Annotated in this window: 7 protein-coding genes and 1 pseudogene; 4 read left to right on the top strand and 4 right to left on the bottom strand. The window is 54.6% G+C overall.

The features are described 5' to 3' along the window. Window positions 1–69: 69 nt before the first annotated feature. Together KHO07_RS00770 and KHO07_RS29070 are read left to right on the top strand one after the other, a co-directional pair. On the top strand, window positions 70–5,532 hold the full coding sequence (locus KHO07_RS00770) for an AAA family ATPase (protein WP_212626250.1): 5,463 nt from the start codon (window positions 70–72) through the stop codon (window positions 5,530–5,532). Further along, window positions 5,495–5,882 (top strand): annotated as a pseudogene (locus tag KHO07_RS29070) (transposase); the annotation flags it as partial. The gene KHO07_RS00770 and the pseudogene KHO07_RS29070, both read left to right, overlap by 38 nt. Before the next feature lie 881 nt (window positions 5,883–6,763). Here the strand turns inward: KHO07_RS29070 and KHO07_RS00760 are convergent. The 3 genes from KHO07_RS00760 to KHO07_RS00750 all read right to left on the bottom strand — a co-directional run bounded on the left by KHO07_RS00760 (window position 6,764) and on the right by KHO07_RS00750 (window position 13,566). Further along, on the bottom strand, window positions 6,764–7,786 hold the full coding sequence (locus tag KHO07_RS00760) for a DUF4238 domain-containing protein (RefSeq protein ID WP_212626248.1): 1,023 nt from the start codon (window positions 7,784–7,786) through the stop codon (window positions 6,764–6,766). Between the two features lie 157 nt (window positions 7,787–7,943). Beyond that, entirely contained in the window at window positions 7,944–12,026 is a 4,083-nt protein-coding gene (locus KHO07_RS00755; RefSeq protein WP_212626247.1) for a P-loop NTPase fold protein, read from the bottom strand. Between the two features lie 91 nt (window positions 12,027–12,117). Next, the gene (locus tag KHO07_RS00750; protein WP_212626246.1) at window positions 12,118–13,566 is read right to left on the bottom strand and encodes an alpha/beta hydrolase; all 1,449 of its coding nucleotides are present in this window, start codon (window positions 13,564–13,566) and stop codon (window positions 12,118–12,120) included. 454 nt (window positions 13,567–14,020) lie between these two features. Between KHO07_RS00750 and KHO07_RS00745 the strand changes: the two genes are divergently transcribed. Beyond that, complete coding sequence (locus KHO07_RS00745) at window positions 14,021–14,614, top strand: hypothetical protein (protein WP_212626245.1); 594 nt, start codon at window positions 14,021–14,023, stop codon at window positions 14,612–14,614. A 220-nt stretch (window positions 14,615–14,834) separates the two neighbouring features. Then, complete coding sequence (locus tag KHO07_RS00740; protein WP_212626244.1) at window positions 14,835–16,646, top strand: hypothetical protein; 1,812 nt, start codon at window positions 14,835–14,837, stop codon at window positions 16,644–16,646. Here KHO07_RS00740 and KHO07_RS00735 read toward each other — a convergent pair. Then, complete coding sequence (locus tag KHO07_RS00735) at window positions 16,603–17,448, bottom strand: hypothetical protein (protein ID WP_212626243.1); 846 nt, start codon at window positions 17,446–17,448, stop codon at window positions 16,603–16,605. The two genes, KHO07_RS00740 and KHO07_RS00735, sit on opposite strands and share 44 nt — an antisense overlap. Window positions 17,449–17,622: the final 174 nt, after the last annotated feature.

Here is a 17,622-nt window from a genome sequence, read left to right as displayed (position 1 = left end):
GGCATCAACAACCGCGACGCAGTGAGGCGTGGCACATAAATTTCATCGCTCCAGTCTTAGGCTCTCTGCATGCAAACACTTTGGGATGATGGTGAACGGGTCCTCAGTCGCGGTGATCTGCCGGGCAGGCACGATGGCGCCAGCTTCCTAATTGTGCGGGCTGGCGGCGATCAGCCTTCGCCTGAAAGCCTGGATCGCCTGAAGCACGAGTTCTCATTGAGGGACGAGCTGGAAGATGCCTGGGCGGTGCGGCCGCTGGAACTGCTGCGTGAACACGGCAGAACCTCGCTTGTGCTTGTAGATCATGGTGGCGAGCCTCTTGCGCGCTTGCTGACGGAGCCGATGCAGGTGCCGGAATTTTTGCACCAGGCCACCAAAATAGCATCAGCCGTGGCTGGGCTTCACCAGCGCGGCATCATTCACAAGGATCTCAAACCCGCCCATATCATCGTCCATTGCGAGGACGGTCTTGCGCGTCTCACCGGATTTGGCCTGGCCTCACAACTGCCACGAGAGCGACTACCTCCCGAGATCGTCGCTGGCACACTCGCTTATATGGCGCCCGAACAGACCGGCAGAATGAATCGCTCGATCGATTCACGCAGCGACCTCTACTCGCTGGGCGTCATGTTCTATCAGATGCTGACCGGATCCCTTCCGTTTGCCGCGTCGGACCCCATGGAATGGATTCACTGTCACGTCGCCAAACAGGCAGTGCCCCCCAGCGTCCGTGTTGCTACCGTTCCCGGGATGCTTGGCGCGATGGTCATGAAATTGCTAGCCAAGACGGCCGAGGAGCGCTATCAGTCAGCCGCAAGCCTTGAAGTCGACCTCAGGCGCTGCCTGGCGCAGTGGCAGAGTGATGGGCGAATCAGCGAGTTCACCCTCAATGAGTACTGCACATCCGACAGCTTGCTGATTGCCGAGCATCTTTACGGGCGTGAAAGCGAGGTCGGCGTTCTGATCAGCGCTTTCGATCGAGTCGTCAGTAACGGCACGCCAGAGGTAGTGCTGATCTGCGGGTACTCGGGAATCGGGAAATCATCGGTGGTCAATGAGCTGCGCAAGGCGCTGGTGCCGTCGCGCGGGTTATTCGCTTTTGGGAAGTTCGATCAGTACAAGCGTGATATTCCGTACTCGACGCTGGTGCAGGCGTTCCAGCGGCTCGTGCGTAGCCTGCTGGGCAAAAGCGACACCGAACTGACGCAATGGCGAGACGCCTTGCAGACCGGGCTGCAACCTGAAGCGCGGCTTATCACCGACCTCATTCCCGAGCTCAAACTCATCATAGGCGAACCGCCATTGGTACCGGATCTGGAGCCGCTGCAGGCCCAGCGCAGGTTCTTGCTGGTGTTCCGGCGATTCATCGGGGTGTTTGCCAGGGCGGAACACCCGCTGGCGCTGTTTCTCGACGATTTGCAATGGCTGGATGCAGCAACCCTCGATCTGCTCGAAGATTTGGTGACGGGCTCGGACCTGAACCATTTGATGTTGATCGGCGCCTATCGCGATAACGAGGTGGATGCCACGCACCCGTTGACGGGCAGGCTTGGACGAATGAGGGGGATGGGTGCCAGGATCAATGAAGTTACCCTGGTACCGCTGTCTGAAGCATCCATCGTGGGTTTGATCGCCGATTCGCTGCGCTGCGATGCGGCGCACGTCGAGCCGCTGGCCAGGTTGGTGCTGGGCAGGACTGCCGGTAATCCATTCTTTGTCATTCAGTTTCTGCAGACGCTCGCCGAAGAGGGCTTGCTCGCCTTTGACCCTGTTGTACGACAGTGGCAGTGGGACCCTGATCGCATCCATGCCAAAGGTTACACCGACAATATTGTCGATCTGCTCGTCGCGCGCCTGGCGCGGCTTCCGAGTGCGACGCAGCAGGCGCTGCAGCAGATGGCCTGCCTGGGCAATGCCTCCGGCGTCAGCAAGCTGGCCATTGTGCTGGACATACCGGAGGCGCAGGTGCCGGGTGTGTTATGGGAGGCGATCCGCCAAGAACTGGTTGAGCGGCAAGGCGATGCCTATGCGTTCGTTCACGACCGTGTTCAGGAAGCTGCCTACTCGCTGATTCCTGAGCACTTGCGCCCCGTTACGCATCTACGCATCGGTCGCTTACTGCTGGCACAGACACCTGGGCATCAACAAGAAGAGGCCGTTTTCGAGATCGTCAGCCAGCTTGATCGTGGGGCTTGTCTGATCACCGACCAACACGAACGTGAAGGCCTGGCGCATTTGAACCTTGTCGCCGGCCAGCGCGCGAGGGCGTCGACTGCGTACGCATCAGCGCTCAATTATCTGCGCGAGGGCGAACAACTGCTGGGCGAAGACGACTGGTCGCGCCAGCGTGATCTGAGTTTTGCATTAGCGTTGAACCGATCGGCCTGCGAGTTTCTGACCGGGCAACACTCAATAGCCGAAGAGCGACTAATGGCGCTGTCGAAGCGCGATCTGACGGCACTCGAATGGTCATCGGTCGCCTGCTTGCAGGTTGACCTGTATCTAGTCCTCGACCAGCGAGACCATGCTGTGGCCGCCTGCCTGGCCTTTCTTCGTCACGTGGGTATCGACTGGTCTTCCCATCCGGGGGACGACGAGGTGCGGCGAGAGTACGACCTTATCGAGACTCGGCTTGGCAATCGTTCGGTCGAGGAGCTCATCGACTTGCCGCACATGCAAGATCCCGTTGCGCTTGCCACGCTCGAAGCATTGACCACGCTCTTTTCTCCGGCTTTGCACACCGACGCAAATCTCGCCTGCCTGACAATCTGCAAAGCGATCAATCTAAGTATCGAGTTCGGCAATGGCGATGCCTCCTGTGTCGCTTATGCCAATATTCCCAGGGTAGCCGGTCGGCGTTTCGGTGACTATGCGGCGGGATTTCAGTTTGGTCAGCTAGGCTGCAACCTAGTGCAGCGACGAGGGTTGGACCGGTTCTATCCTCGAACATATTTGTCCTACGCGTTGTTTGTCGAGCGCTGGACTCATCCCGTGCGTACCAGCCGTGCCACCCTGGATCGGGTATTCGAGGCCGCCAATCGCATCGGTGATATTCCCTTCGGCGCTTTCGCGTGCAACAGCCTCTATTCGAACATGCTGTTTACGGGCGAGCCGTTGACAGCGCTTCAAGGTGAAGCCGAACGGGGTCTTGCGTACAGCAGGAAGGTACAATTTGGCCTGGTCACGGATTTCATCGAGAACCAGCTTGCATTGATCCGCACCCTGCGCGGTTTCACCGCCGAATTTGGCACCCTTGAAGATGAACTGTTCAGTGAGTCCGACTTCGAGCGGCGTCTTCCGTCGATCTCTCGCGTGTTGGCATGCTGGTACTGGATCCGCAAACTGCAGGCTCGCTACCTGGCGGGCGACTATGATCGGGCCAGGCATGCCGCTGCCGAGGCGCAAACGTTGCTCTGGACCTCCCACTCGTTTATCGAAGAGGCCGAATATCACTTCTACAACGCGCTGACCCACGCCGCCAGTTCTGATTCGGACTCGGCTGAAGACATTGCCAGGACATTAGAGGCAATGGCCGACGATTACCGCCAGCTGGAAATCTGGACTCAGCAATGTGCCGAGAATTTTTCCTGTCGGGTTGCGCTCGTTGGCGCTGAAATGGCTCGCCTGGCGGGCCGTATCTTACAGGCCGAGGAACTCTATGATCGGGCCATTGCGATGGCGCAGAATTGCGACGTCATCCATGTAGAGGCACTGGCCAACGAACTGGCGTCGCGCTTCTATGCGTCGCGAGGCTTTGCAAAAATCGGTCGCGTCTATCTGCAGGACGCTCGCTACGGCTACTGGCGTTGGGGGGCGCATGGCAAGGTGCGCCACCTTGAAGCGTTGTATCCTTTCCAGCGGCCTGAAGATCGCACCATCGGCACGGACGCGACCATGGCGACTCCGGTCGAGCACCTGGACCTGGCGACGGTGTTGAAGGTTTCGCAGGCCGTGTCGAGTGACCTTGTTCTGGAAAAACTGATCGACATGGTGATGACTACCGCGATAGAGCAGGCTGGAGCCCAGCGCGGGCTGCTGATTCTGGAGGAGGCCGGCGCACATCGCATCGTTGCGCAAGCCAGCACGGATGACAACGAAACGCGGCGGAGCGACATCCTTGTGGCCGCGGCGCTGTTGCCGGAATCTGTGCTGAATCATGTCCTTCGCAGTCGCGAAATCGTGGTGCTCGACGAGGCTTCTACTGAGTCGCCGTTCGCTGGCGACCCTTTCATCCATCAGCATCGCGTTCGCTCGCTCTTGTGCATGCCATTGATGAATCGGACCCGAGTCACCGGCGCGCTCTATCTGGAAAACAACCTCACCGCCGGGGTATTCAGCCCAGCGCGGATTGCCGTGTTGAAGGTGGTGACTTCGCAAGCCGCAATCTCTCTGGAAAATGCCCGGTTGTATCGTGACGTGGCGGAGCGCGAAGCGAAAATCCGTCGATTGGTCGACGCCAATATCATCGGAATCATTGTCGGCACTCCAGACGGTGACATCATCGAAGCCAATGATGCGTTTCTGCGGATGGTCGGGTACGACCGTGAGGATCTTGAATCAGGGCAAGTCCGCTGGCGCGACATGACGCCGCCGGAGTTGCGTGAGGACAGTGAGCGGGCGATGGCAGAGGCCTTTGAGAGTGGGCGCGCGAGTCTTTTGGAGAAGCAATATTTCAGAAAGGATGGTACTCGGGTCCCTGTCATGGTCGGTTTGGCGATGTTCGAAGGCCGGCGCAGGGAAGGAATCGCTTTTGTGCTCGATCTGACCGAACGCAAACAGGCGGAGCAACAAGCACGTGACAGTGAGCAACGCTATCGCGATGTACAGGCAGAGCTCTCCCACGCCAATCGCGTGGCGACCATGGGCCAGCTCACTGCCTCGATCGCTCACGAAGTCAGTCAGCCGATCGCTGCCACCCTGATGAACGCGCATGCCGCCCTACGCTGGCTCAATATGCAGCCGCCTGAGTTCGGCGAAGTTCGGCAGGCGCTGGACAGCCTGGTCAAGCAGTCCAATCGGGCTGCGGATGTGCTTGGTCGCATCCGGGGTCATATCCGTAACGCACCGGCGCAAAAGGAACCCATGGACATCAACGCGATGATCCGCGAAATGGTTGAGTTTACTCGTAGCCAGGTTGCGAAATGCGGAGCCACGTTGCAGACGCAACTGGCCGATGGTCTCCCCCTTGTTGAAGGTGACCGGGTGGAGTTGCAGCAGGTGCTGCTGAACCTGATGATCAATGCGCTGGAAGCAATGGGTGCAGTCAGCGATGGGGTTCGGCAACTGCGCATTCGCTCGATGCTCAATGATGCAGGTTGGGTCCGGGTATGCGTCAGTGATTCGGGGCCGGGATTCACCGGCGGGGATGGCGAGCACGTGTTTGCATCGTTCTATACCACCAAGTCCGCCGGATTGGGGTTGGGGCTGTCCATCTGCCGTTCTATCGTCGAGGCCCACGGGGGAAAATTGTGGGCGTGCGCCAATCAACCCCGGGGTGCCATATTCCAGTTCTCGTTGCCCGCTGCTGGTTAACGTGCCGGAGTGTCTGGACGATTACGTAACCAAAAAAATCCGGTGCACGTGGTTGTGCTTTCGTCGACGAACTCGACCTGGATGCACTTTTTTTTGAGGGCGTCGATCCTGCCGCAACGGGTCGTCTGGCATATCATCTAGAGATGTCGCTGAAAATCTATATCTACGGCTATCTCAATCGGATTGAGTACAGCCGCCAGCTTGAGGGTGTATCCGAGCGTACCGTGGAGTTGATGTGGCTAGCGGGGAGTTTGGCCCCGGAAATCAAAACCATTGGCCACTTTCGCAAAGACAACCACAAAGTCGTTCACTGCGTATGCCGCCAGTTCGCGGGTCTTTGCCGCATCCTCACTGGGACAATTTCCGGTCAGCGGCAACACGCACAACGTAACAGTGCACCAGCCCTCGGCTTATGGCGAAGCCCCAGATGGTAGTCATCTCACTGGTGATGATCCCGGATTTATTGAAAAAATGCGCCAGTTAGGGATCGTTTGCCGCGCGAAGGCTGATCCCGCGGAATATGCAGTCGACCCGTGGAATGAGTCCTGAGCTAAAGGTATTCATTTTTGCTAAATTTTGCAGATCGTCGTAGTGGTCCATTACGTTTTAGGAATCTGCGACGCACTAAGCCAATCCCGGTAGGAACAAAGGAAAGAATATTTGCCTTAAGCTGCTGAAATCGGGATTAAGGAAAAGAATCCTTTACCTTACATTGAGGAGATTTCAGTGCTGGGTAGAAAGCGCGAGAGCACCCTCGTCAGGTCAAAGGCATGAAGCTTCGTCGGGGGCTGAGAGATACATTGAGGTGAAGCTTGTCAGATTTAACACTGAGTTTTTACGATCAAGCTCCTTTCAGGCTGGAGCCTTCCTGGCCACATTCGGTCACCCGTTGTGCTTTCTCTTACCCTAAGCCACAGATCAGTCTTGCCGGCCGCTTTAAAGACATCACAGGTGACTAACTTGTGTTGTGGTATGGCTCTTTCACCCCGAATACTCGGGAAAAAACCGTTCCGTTGGTCAACGTGCATTTTCGCAGTGTTGACGCCAGCGGGCGGCTTGGGATGTTTCGCACTGTCCCAATCGGATTGCCTTACCTCAGTTATTTTCAGGTAGGTACCGTCTGGCGTGATGGATCGTTGAGTTCAGACACCCAGATGGAAAATCTTCCAGAGCAGTATTTGGATTTCACCCCAAACAAATGGAAATTCGTCCGGACCTCTGAGGTTGGCCTTTACCGCTGTAGCTCTATCTCAGCTTGGCACTGAGAGCGATGCCAGTTCTGCCAGGTTTCCAGCTCATTTTCATAGGTCTTGGGGCAGACCAGTCTGGGTCTAATCAAGTGGATATCACTAGGATCTTGAGCGAAGACGTATCGATCAGCGTGCTCGATTATGATCTTTCGCATCAACCGATAGATCTCTACATTGGGCGTCGTACCTCGACGCCATGGTCGGTTACCAATGGACGTGTGAAGAAGGTGTTTCGGGCTCAAAGGCAGGAGTATGTCTCCGTTCTTGACACCCCAACCTCCACCAAAGTCATAGTTTTCTGAGTCTTGGAAATTAAGCCGTATCAGTGGGCTGTCTGATGTCGGCCATGACATGCCATGCGGCGCATGCAAAATTGTCCATTTATGGGCCGGTACACGACCTAAAGTTTTTGTTAGCAAATGCCTCATTTGCCATATCCACAGCCGTCTGCAAATGATGGTCTCTGCTTTTACCTTCCCGCCGCCGTCATGTAGAGGCTCGATAGATATCTTGAAGAGGGAGAGAGCATCGGCATCCTCTGAGCCACATTCAAGTCGCTCGTTTCTATCGACTGCCTCTTCCAAATCGCGGACTGAGCGTTGCATGGTCTCATCCATCAACGCTTCCAATGTCTCGTACTGGTTACGCATGAACTGTTTAAGGCGAGCGGGAGTGCGGACATCTAAGGCAGCCGCGAAGCGTACAAGCCTTCTCCAGTGCTCAGGAAGAAGGCGCTCTTCATGGACAACTCGGCGGATGGCTTCTTCAGCAGGACTTTCAAATTCCCTGTCGAGCCAGCGTTCGAACTCATCCGTCTCTTCTTGCCCTGCCAAGTAGGTGTAGAGATGTTGATGGAAGGCGATCCCTTTCAGGGATTGCTCCCTCCAGAGCGGAACGTTTTCATTCTGTACCAACAAGCGATACGTGGGGATTTTGCCATTGTTCGCCCACTGCTTCAGGTAGAGCTTCGGTACGTAGTGGTTGTCTTTTCGAAATTGCGGCATTCCAAAATCTCACAAATTTGAAGTACCCGTCCTTGCTTCGAAATAACGGACACGATCAGCTTCAGGGCCGGAGCTAGCAGAGGTGGGTTTGCCGACCGCTCGTGACCGCTTGGCAACGGGCCGCCCAATCAGGGCAGCCTCAGACTGGGGAAGGACTCTACTTGCGATTTTTCCAGCGAGTCGTTAGTCCTTTCATTGTCCGACTATCGCCGAAAAACTTGCCGATGATGCTCAGGTCTTCCTCCCCCAGCCCGGCAGGATTCAATTCCTTTAGAACCGCGTCGGTACCCAGCGCTTTAGCCCAGATAGCCATATGGCCTTTGACGGTCTCAGAGGCTGCGTTTCGAAGCTCGCTCAGCAACTGCTTAGCAAAGTCGACTCGCTCCTCATGCGTTACAAGTCGCTTACTTATTTCAACACGCGATGCATGGACGGCAGACCAGCTCAATGGGCTGTCCGGCATTTTGAAGATTGTGATCGCAAGCGTTAGCACCTCTCGCGATTCTTTGTGATCCTGGCCACCCTCCGCTCGAACGATTTGTTTGAACAGGCGAGCGCGGTGTTCATCCGTCGTCTCTGCGTCGAGAAGGAGTTTTTTGAGATTGCTATGGGCCTCTGCGGCCAATGCACCACACCATAGGGCCAACGCCAGATCAGGATCTCGCGTATTGCCACGCATCCCTAGTAGCAGCACGGCTTTGGTGGTCTCTAAGTCATCCTTAATGGACAGGTTAGGCGTCAGAGCCTTCCAAACGCGCTCCAACAAGGCAACTTCATCAGGCTTCTCGAAGTTGATTGGATCAGGCAAATGGGCCATTTGCTCGACTGGAACCTCATGCCCACTGGTGCTCAGGAACTCAACGGCTTCTTCTGGGCTTTGCTCCCAAACAAAGCGAGCGATCTCTAGCAGTGTCGTGCTCAGGGACGATGGCGCGATCTCGTCCACCAGCATGCTGTTCAGCGATGCTAGCGTGTGCCGTCCAACGCAGCATGGTGATTTCGTGACGGCGATACGCGCTTCAGTGATGATAGCCTGCGGGCTGTACCCACTGGTGAGAACATCCTCTGACGGCCAGCGGCCGACCATGGTGCGATGTAGCTCTTCGTATACCTCCGGATAATCCTTGGCATTGGTAACAAGCTTTTGAAGCGCTGGGCCCAGAATGCTCGGGCTACTTTGAAGGATTACGCGACTCAAACCTGGAAGCAGGAATTTCAGGTATGTGTCCCACTCATCAACTTTGCTTGGCACCGTTGTCAGAAGCTTGTCGAGATGTACCTGGAGATCCGATTTTCCCCAATAGGTTAGAGGAATGTAGGTGGCTGCGTCGGTGTAGAGACGTTCATCTCGCTCATCAAGCACCGTACCTTCCGTTAGCTGTGTGAGGTGAGTTGCGAGAGCCTCCTTGTTTCCTTCCGACAGGTTCTCAAACGCCTCAAACAGAACCTTGCGACATTCGCTAGGGACATCTTCCAACGGCGTTGCAATCCAATGATCCAATACATCGCCGAGCGCTTCTTCATCGAGGACAACGAATTTTTCCAAGACTGTGGCTGCGTCGTTTTCCTTGCCATCGATTTCGCTTAGTCCAATGCAGAGGCCAGCGTACGCCTGGTAGTGCGAGGTATCGAAGCGAGGAAGCCGCAAAGCGCCAATGTCGATAAGCAGGCGCAGGGCTCGTTGGTAATCAAGTGGCGCCTGATTGACCTCACTGACACGCATGCACAAGAGCCTCAAGCATTCCAGCACCTGTTTGTCTTCGGCGGAGCGATGATGCTGCTCTAGAGCATTGAGCACGCAGTTGATTGTCTCAGGCACATAGAGGCTGCATGCCGCTTTGATCTGTGCCCACATCTTGTTCCGGCTATCTTCCCCTTCAAAGGCCAGTTGTCCCCAGACATGATTAATCCTAGCGACGGTAACCTCAGTTCCTAGCGTCGCCAAGGCTTGGCCGTCATCAATTTCGTCCACTTCGTACGCGACTAGGGCAGCAGTTAACTGATCCACGTACGCCGGCCCGATCTCCGGAAGAAGCGCCGACTCAAAGTTATCCATCCATTTGTGGAAGTCGAGGAATGGTAGTTTGAGAGAGCCTTTAGCGGTGGTCACTGTTCGTTCAGTAAGCCAGTTCATCAACGTTAGCTTGGCCTGGGTAGGCAAGCCCTGAGCCTCCAGCACGTGTAGCGCTGTGTCTGCGGCACATTTGGCGATGCTGATGGCTTCTTCCATGTTGGGCGCTTGGCCCGTAGGAAGGTCAAGTGTGCCCGGTTTATCAAGGTTGAGCAGGCTGTCGATTAGCACAGCAGCTACGTGCTGCTGATCCACTGGATTGGCTGCCTTAACGATACGATCAATTTTCTCGACGCCCAGGATCGATCGCAGGTCTGGAGAGGTGACGAGGTCATTGCAAACAATGCCGAGCACCATTTCCCGCGTACGGACTGGCAGACGATCAATGATGTCTGCCACCACGCGCATTGCGTTGAATTTTAATGCTTGTTCGGTGCGGTGCAGCTCACTGAGCATGTTGTGCAACAACTGCCCCTCAACATCGCTTAACAGGTCGTTTGCTCGTGGGGAGAGGGTCTCCAGGAAGCCCTGGGTATCACCCGAAACCAACTGGTTGTAGATCCGTGAAGCGTGAGCACCATACTGGCGAGTGACCGTGTCTTCAGAGAGCAAGAGAAGACTCTGCAGAGATTCGGGCCAGTTGATGCCAACCAGGCTCGCCAGGAACTGGCGCAGATCCCGGCATCCGTCAACCAGTACGGGTTTGTCATCTCCTTCCTGCGTGACATATCGCTTCAGGACGTGATGCGCCTCAAGCGGCTCGTCATGTAGCGACGTTTGCCTGACCATAAGGTTGGTTAGGCGGAGCAGAAGTTGAGGATCATCCTGCAGGTCACGGTAGAAACCCGGGAAGCTGACGCGTGCTGCGCTGAGCGCGCCGAGTGCTATCGGGTGCTTCGTAACTGCTCCCTCATGCAGCCCCCCAGGGCGGTCACTGCCGATGGCATCGAATTCGCGAGTCTTGGCTAACCACCAGGTCTGAGTGAAGGCGTTAACGATCTGAAGGGCATTTCGTGGGTCGGTGACGTTCACGTGAATCATACGATCCACGATCTGTTCAACTGAAGCGCCCTTATCAGCGATATCTTGCACGAGCTCGGGGAAGCGCTTGAGCTTCGAAAGCGCGAACTGGCGCATGTCATTGCGTGGTGGTGGTGGAATCTCAAGCCTGAATTGAAAAATGCGGTCGAGATAGCGGCGGGCATCTGCTGAACTAAAAATCGAGCCAGGCTGCTCAGGGTTACTCCGGCGCTTGAAGAGGGCGTCTGCTACCTTGCCTTCATCGCACGAGATGACAAACACTAGACCGAGGTTTTTGGGCAGTTTTTCTATCGGGATTTCCATAAAGGTGCGGACAGCGTCCAATCCCAGCACCATCTCTTCTGCGGAGAGGCGATCGAGATCATCAACGAAAATGACCAGCCGCTCGTAGGGCACTGAATTGTCTTTGCTGGGCTTGAATTTGCGTAGCTGCTGGAGGAGCAACTCCTCGTACTGCTCCGCACTTACGCTAGGCAGATGCACTCGGGAAACGATATTGAATGGGTTCACTGCTGAGGGTTTCATGACGCTAATCAGGTAGGCGTAGACAGCACTAACTGCGGTTACGAAGAGCCCCTGGGCTATGCCACCATCTAACGGTAGCAACATCAGGCCGGCGATCACCAAGATGACATAGACAGTAAAGGCGATCGCGAACGCAGGCACCGGCGCTACCCAACTGAAAAGGTGCTCCTTGATAAGCTCCTTTAACTTCTTGGGCACTGACGTGGTGTGGGTGACGTTTCGGTAGAGGTCGTCCTGCAGCTTGCTCTCATCACCTCCCAACTCAAGAAACACGTGGCGAAGCAGCGCTCGTTTAATGTCCTGTTCTTTTCCACCGAAGCGCCAGGCGTTGAAGGTGATGCTCTTGAAGCGCTGGCTTCTGGGCTGCCGACCTCCAGCAGTCGAGGTATCGTCTGCCAGTGCCCGCGTGTAGAGCTCCTTCACCGAACTCTTGCCGGTACCCCAGCCGCCCAACAAACCGATGCTAAAAGGGGGTTGATGCCCTTCATCCTCGATCAGGCAGCGCAATGCCTGAGCATAGTGGCGGTGTCCAAAGGCGTCCTGGTCTTCGCTTTCGATATGGCGATCCAGAACTGCGGGCATCCTGCGACGCGAATCTTGCATTCGATCATCCCTAAAACTGTGGCAATTGGCTACCTTGGCAAGAGCTTACTGGCGTCGTGTCCGGGTGGCTAGCGCGTCTGGATATGAATCACTATGTGAGCTCCCAGTAACCTTCGTTTCGCTTATTGATCCCTGCACGCTGGTCAGGCTTGTGCCGATGCCTGACGACGTAGAACAAGTCCCGGAACACCTTTGACACATTGGCGATGTAACTATGGCCTAAGCCGAACATGTCCTTGCCCGCAGCAGATACGTCTACGGTGGACAAGGAGCTCATGACCAGTGGGGGATTGGCATCCCCTGCCCGGGGATAGCTGTGAACAAATCTAGAAGCTGCAATCGCTCTATCATGTCTGGAAGCGTAGAGAGTTACTTGCTCAAAGGTCTCGAAGACCTGTCCAAATTGTTTGAACCGGCTGGTGTCCACGTCTGGCGCCGCGAGAATGATTTGGTGGATGGGTGTAGCGCCAGGCTTGTGCTTCCAGTGTTCCAGGACCGACAGGAGCGCTCTGTTACCCATGCTATGTGCGACGATGTGAAGGGCTGATAACCCAAGCTGCTCTGTCACATGAGTTAAATACTGCCTGAGATTACCTGCTGACCAATCTACAGTCGCTTCATCAGCGGGATAGCCGCCGGGCGTACCCAGTGATGCCCACGAGAAGCTAAGCATGAGGCCAGGGAATTTTAGGTCATGACAGAGCTGCGCTGCTCTCCACAGCGCAGCATCAAAGCTGACGTTATAGCCGTGGATGAAAAGCAGGCCTTCTTTCTTGGAGGGATCCTGACCTATTCCCTGGTGGATCAGATAATCCTTGGCGCTTGTGAACCATGCATCCAAAGCCAGGAGCTCATTGCTGTGGACGACGATGTGTTTGTTGGGATTGCCCTTTGTCTGTGTCGGCCATAACCACGGTCGTTCAAGCTTGCCCTCACGGTGGATATGAGGGATAGAGACCTCAGCGACGCCGTAGGCGATCGTGCCTTCGCTCCTGAAGCCACCAAATTTAACGGTGCGGCCAGGCTCCCGCAGACGATCCGTCCCGTAAAAGATTGGATAGGTCGTGTAAATCTGTTGTACAGGTGCCCGGCTGTAGGAAACTCCGGAACGGTACTCATACAACAAACCGTCTGGTGCCCCTCTGGAGGCCATCCTGACCTCCTGAGGCGGGTAAAGCTCCTGTGGAATCTCGACAGCATCCTCCAGGGCCCTCTTGTACTCAGCATTTCTGACTGCTGACGAAATATCAGCTCCGCTGGGCACCCGGGCGCTCAGAAACGCTTCTACATCAACGGCCCTTTGTCCAAGGATGATGTCTTCGACCCTGTTCAGGAGATCTTCAAAGGTGTCCAGTGCGTATCGTCCCGTGATACGGGCTCGGAGCACCTCAATCAAGGTGTCAGGCGGACTTTTTCTCCAGCAGAAAAACAGTGCACTCGAGCTGATTACTCGATGGCGGGAAGACCCAGCTATTGAGTTCATTCGAAGGATAGCGACTGCAATCTTGAGCTCGTGCAAAGTCCGTTTTGGCTGTTCCATGATCCATGCCTTTATGAGCGGGGAGCTCACTGTAAGGCGCAATTCTCACCGGTGGCAATCAGGCTCGTGCACTGAAAAAAAACGCGACGGTGCCCCTGTACCCGAATTCGAAAAACCGGTCCAAAGGAAGATGTTCACGCATTTTGCCGGCGAGCAGGCAAAAAAAAACCTCGTTACCGGAGTATCGAGGCCTTTTTGACTTCCTTTGCCGCAACGCATTGGAAGGAGCAGCTGGGTACAACTACGAAGCTGTTGTTGCGAACGACAACATAGAAGCCCCGCGCATCAAGTCGTGAATTTACTGATTTTGATTACCCCGCGCAAGCCTCCAAGCGCCATTAAAATGGTGTAGGCGCGCGCCCCTCTCGTCTTGCTCGCCACCGCCGATACGGTTTCTGTTGTGCCTCAACGCGCAGTTCGCAACTATCCTTCTGTCATTGAAAATGGAAACCCTATGAAATTCCTCAACTGGGCGTCGTCACCGACGACCAAGAAAATTAATATTGTCCTTGCTATCTTGAGTGCCCTGGCTGCGTTAATTTCACTGTACGTAGAGTTTTTCCCGCTCTCCCATTACAACCCCAAGATTATCGGTCGTTGGGAAACGGATTATTCCTATCCAATCACCGATGGCACCCTAAGCTTCAAGGGCATGACTACCTACCTTCATGAAGGCAAATACAACGTGGGTGGGGTGATCAGTCTGCAGGGTGAGGTGAAGCAGCAACCATTCAACTTCTCGTACAACGTCACCGGAGCCGGCACTTGGACCACTGATGACGATCTGCTCTCGATTTCTCTGATCAGTCTCAAATCCCTTCCGAAATCGGTCACTGTGGCGGGAATCGATTTTCCTCCGGGATTGGTGGCCGCACTTTCCAGACAGCCAATACTCAATCTCGACAACAACTATCCAAGCGGATTGTCGGACGAGTTCCGTGTGCAATCGGTGAAGCAAGATCGATTGAGTCTTCTGGCCACGGATCCCACCGGAAAGCCTTTTATGATCGAGCTTCGTCGCCAGGCTGCTCTCAAACCTACGCAGTAAAACCGGGACACCCACGAGAACTACCTCCTGGCAGCCAATATCGCCCCAAAGCCAAGCGCGAGGCATTCAAAACTTGGGGATCTGCTGGTCCAGTGCTTACTCGTCTGACGATGTATCTCGTACCGTGGTTCAGAATCTTGGACAATGAAATGGCGGCAGCAGATTGTCAGATTTGACACAAAGTTCTTATGATCGGATTCCCTCGGCGTAGGAGCTCGCCTTGTCACATTCGGTTATCCGCTGTCCCTTTACCTTCGCAAAACCTCAGGTCAGATTCGATGGTCACTTCAAGGACATCAAAGGGGATCTCCTTGTGCTGTGGTATGGCACATTCACGCCAAATCGAAGGGAAAAAACGGTGCCACTGGTTAACGTGCATTTTCGCACTGTTGACCGGGATGGCTCACTTGGTGCGTTTTACTCCGTCCCAATGGGCCTGCCTTACTTAAGTTATTTCAAGGTAGGCACCGTGTGGCGCGAGGGCGCGATTCACTCCGATACCCAGCTGGAAACCCTCGCCGCAGTCACGGTGGACTTCAGTCCTGATAAATGGAGATTTGTGACTGCTTCGCAAGCAGGGCTCACCTCGGTCAAAAGCCCTTACAAGCTGCCCTTGTCTGCGGACACATGGCTTGTCGAGTTTCGCACCGGTACCGAAGGACAAACCGTTTTGGTCCCATGCGTTGAGTTGCTAATACGCCTATACGGTCGCAGCTCTGAAACAAGCCGAATTCTGACTACCTATCCATGGAATGAAGTCCAATCCAGATTTTTCTTCGACCGTGACGAAACCTGGCCAACAAACGTAGTGAAGCTGCAGCGCTCCGTCAGGGAAAGCGAAGCGGTATTTCTCGCTCATCTACGCCATGACGAGTACACGAAACTGCGATCCAAAAAGCTGTATTCAGATCTGGAGGCTGAGTTCAAGAGCAAACAAGACGCAATACAGTGCTTCGGCAACCTGCAAGTTGCACCGTGGTTCATTGGTCCCGCCCAAATCAGAGGAAGCGGTCACTGGATCGATAGCAATACGTTTCTTTGCCTGCGGCTGACTGGGTCGAGCGAACCGATGGGACCGGAGCTTGAAATTCACCGGGCGGAATATGAGACGCAAGACTTGAACCCAGAGGACGACGATGGGGGGCTCTTCATCAAGCGTCCAACGAAGATGTTACCGTTGGACCAACAAGTCGAACTGACCAATGATCACGCCCCTGACACAGACGCCGGAACTTACATCCTCTTGAGTGAAAGTTTCGAGGTGCTGGGGCAACGGCGCCCGACCAGTCGATACTTTCAGCGTAAGCCTGGGGAACGTGGACAAAAAGTCGTGGTGACAGACAATTCAGATGTCCTCTCGGCTGGAGATCCAAATGGCCGCGGCTCCGGTAACGGCAAGGCTGAAATCGTGGATATGGAGCCATGGGAATCGTCAGGTGTTCTGGTTGACGTCTGGAAGGCGCTGAAGGGCCTTCAGAAGTCCTTCTCGACAGTGATCAAAACTGTGGAATGGGTAACCCTGGATGATCAGAGCGGCACCCAACCACCGGTCAAACTTGTACCGGTGAAAGAGTTTGAAAAAGACGAGAATGCAACGCCGGAGCAAAGGGCTTGGGTGTACTTGGATGTGAAGCGCAAAATCGTACGCGGTGTGCAAATCCTTAGAATCGTTTGCGGGAATCGGCAGTTTTACCTTTTTGAATTTCAACGTCGACCTGTGAATGTGGACGGTAAACCTTCTGAACAAAAGGCCCGGGCGCTTCTCACCGAACTTTCCATATCTCCTAAGCTTGCAGAGATTCAAATCAAAAAAATATTAAACTTGATGCGCCTTTATAATGGTGCATTTCGCGACTTCGTCGATAATCTTGAAGGTCCCAGCGTTACCTTCAAGCACACCAAATACAAAGCAGATGAGATCCTTCACTTCACCTGCTTGAAGAACAAGTTCATTGAACTCGGCGTTAATTTCCCGAAGGCTTCACCATCTAAAGCAAAGAAAGATGGCAGGGATCAGGCACCCAATACGTGACACCGTGGAGTTCTATTGACCAGCCGTTCCCAGCTGGGTCTGGAATAGGAAGCACCGCCCTCGCATCAGACGCACGTAGGCGATGAAAATACGTCAAGGACTTGGTAATCCACGAACGCTGAACATCGCGCCCAGAATTGGCGGCTATCGCAAGCTTTATCATCTGAGTTTCAAGCTTAACGCGCCGTTGAGTCTCAGTTTGGAGCCTATCGATAGCCAATGATTGCCAACGCGCTCGCCGTGTATTGCAGAACGTCACGAAGCCCTGAAGACTGCATGCGATTCCGGGCTTAATCTTCAATAGACGATCGAGATGGTCTTGTTCAATCAGGCGCACACCGTCGGATCTGGCCAAGAGAATCAAATCTGCGGCGGCGCTTAAATTTCCGCGTAAGGACGACAGTTTCAGATGGCCAGACTTGAACCTCAACTGCAAGATCGTCAGGTAGTCGGTTAGTAACTCTTTGTCGCTGCCGGACGGCACGCAAGCCATGATTTTTTGTATCCTCTCTCGCTCAACATGCTGCTTGAGCAACTGATCGCCGATCACATAATTGCGGGTTATGTTGTACCAACGGATGGGCACACGAGCCAAACGAAGCCCCTCACACCCGACCTGCTCAAGCAACACATCAGACGGTGGCATACCTCTCCAACGCTCATCGAGCATCAAAAAGAATTTCAAATGGCTATGAATCGAAATCGCTGCTTTTTTATTACCGACTTTATTAGCTAACCAATTACCAAACTCCAGAAAGTCCGCAGTAACTGCCTGGTTGCCAAAGGCATTTGCATCGAGCATCAACCGTTTCTGAAACGTCCGTGACCAGTAGCAGTCTTCACATTCCTTACCTCGACCACCAGGTATTGATCGACTGCATCCATCGCACTTCGCCTCGGTTATTTGAGCGCAGCGTTGGCAGATTGATTTGCCGTCGGCTTGTAGTTTCAACATCCGATGTCGTCGGCAAAGCGG

The organism is Pseudomonas sp. PP3 (genome assembly GCF_905336995.1).
Taxonomy (GTDB): domain Bacteria; phylum Pseudomonadota; class Gammaproteobacteria; order Pseudomonadales; family Pseudomonadaceae; genus Aquipseudomonas; species Aquipseudomonas reinekei.
The sequence above is the reverse complement of the archived record's forward strand: the minus strand, read 5'-3'. Positions and strand labels throughout refer to the sequence as shown.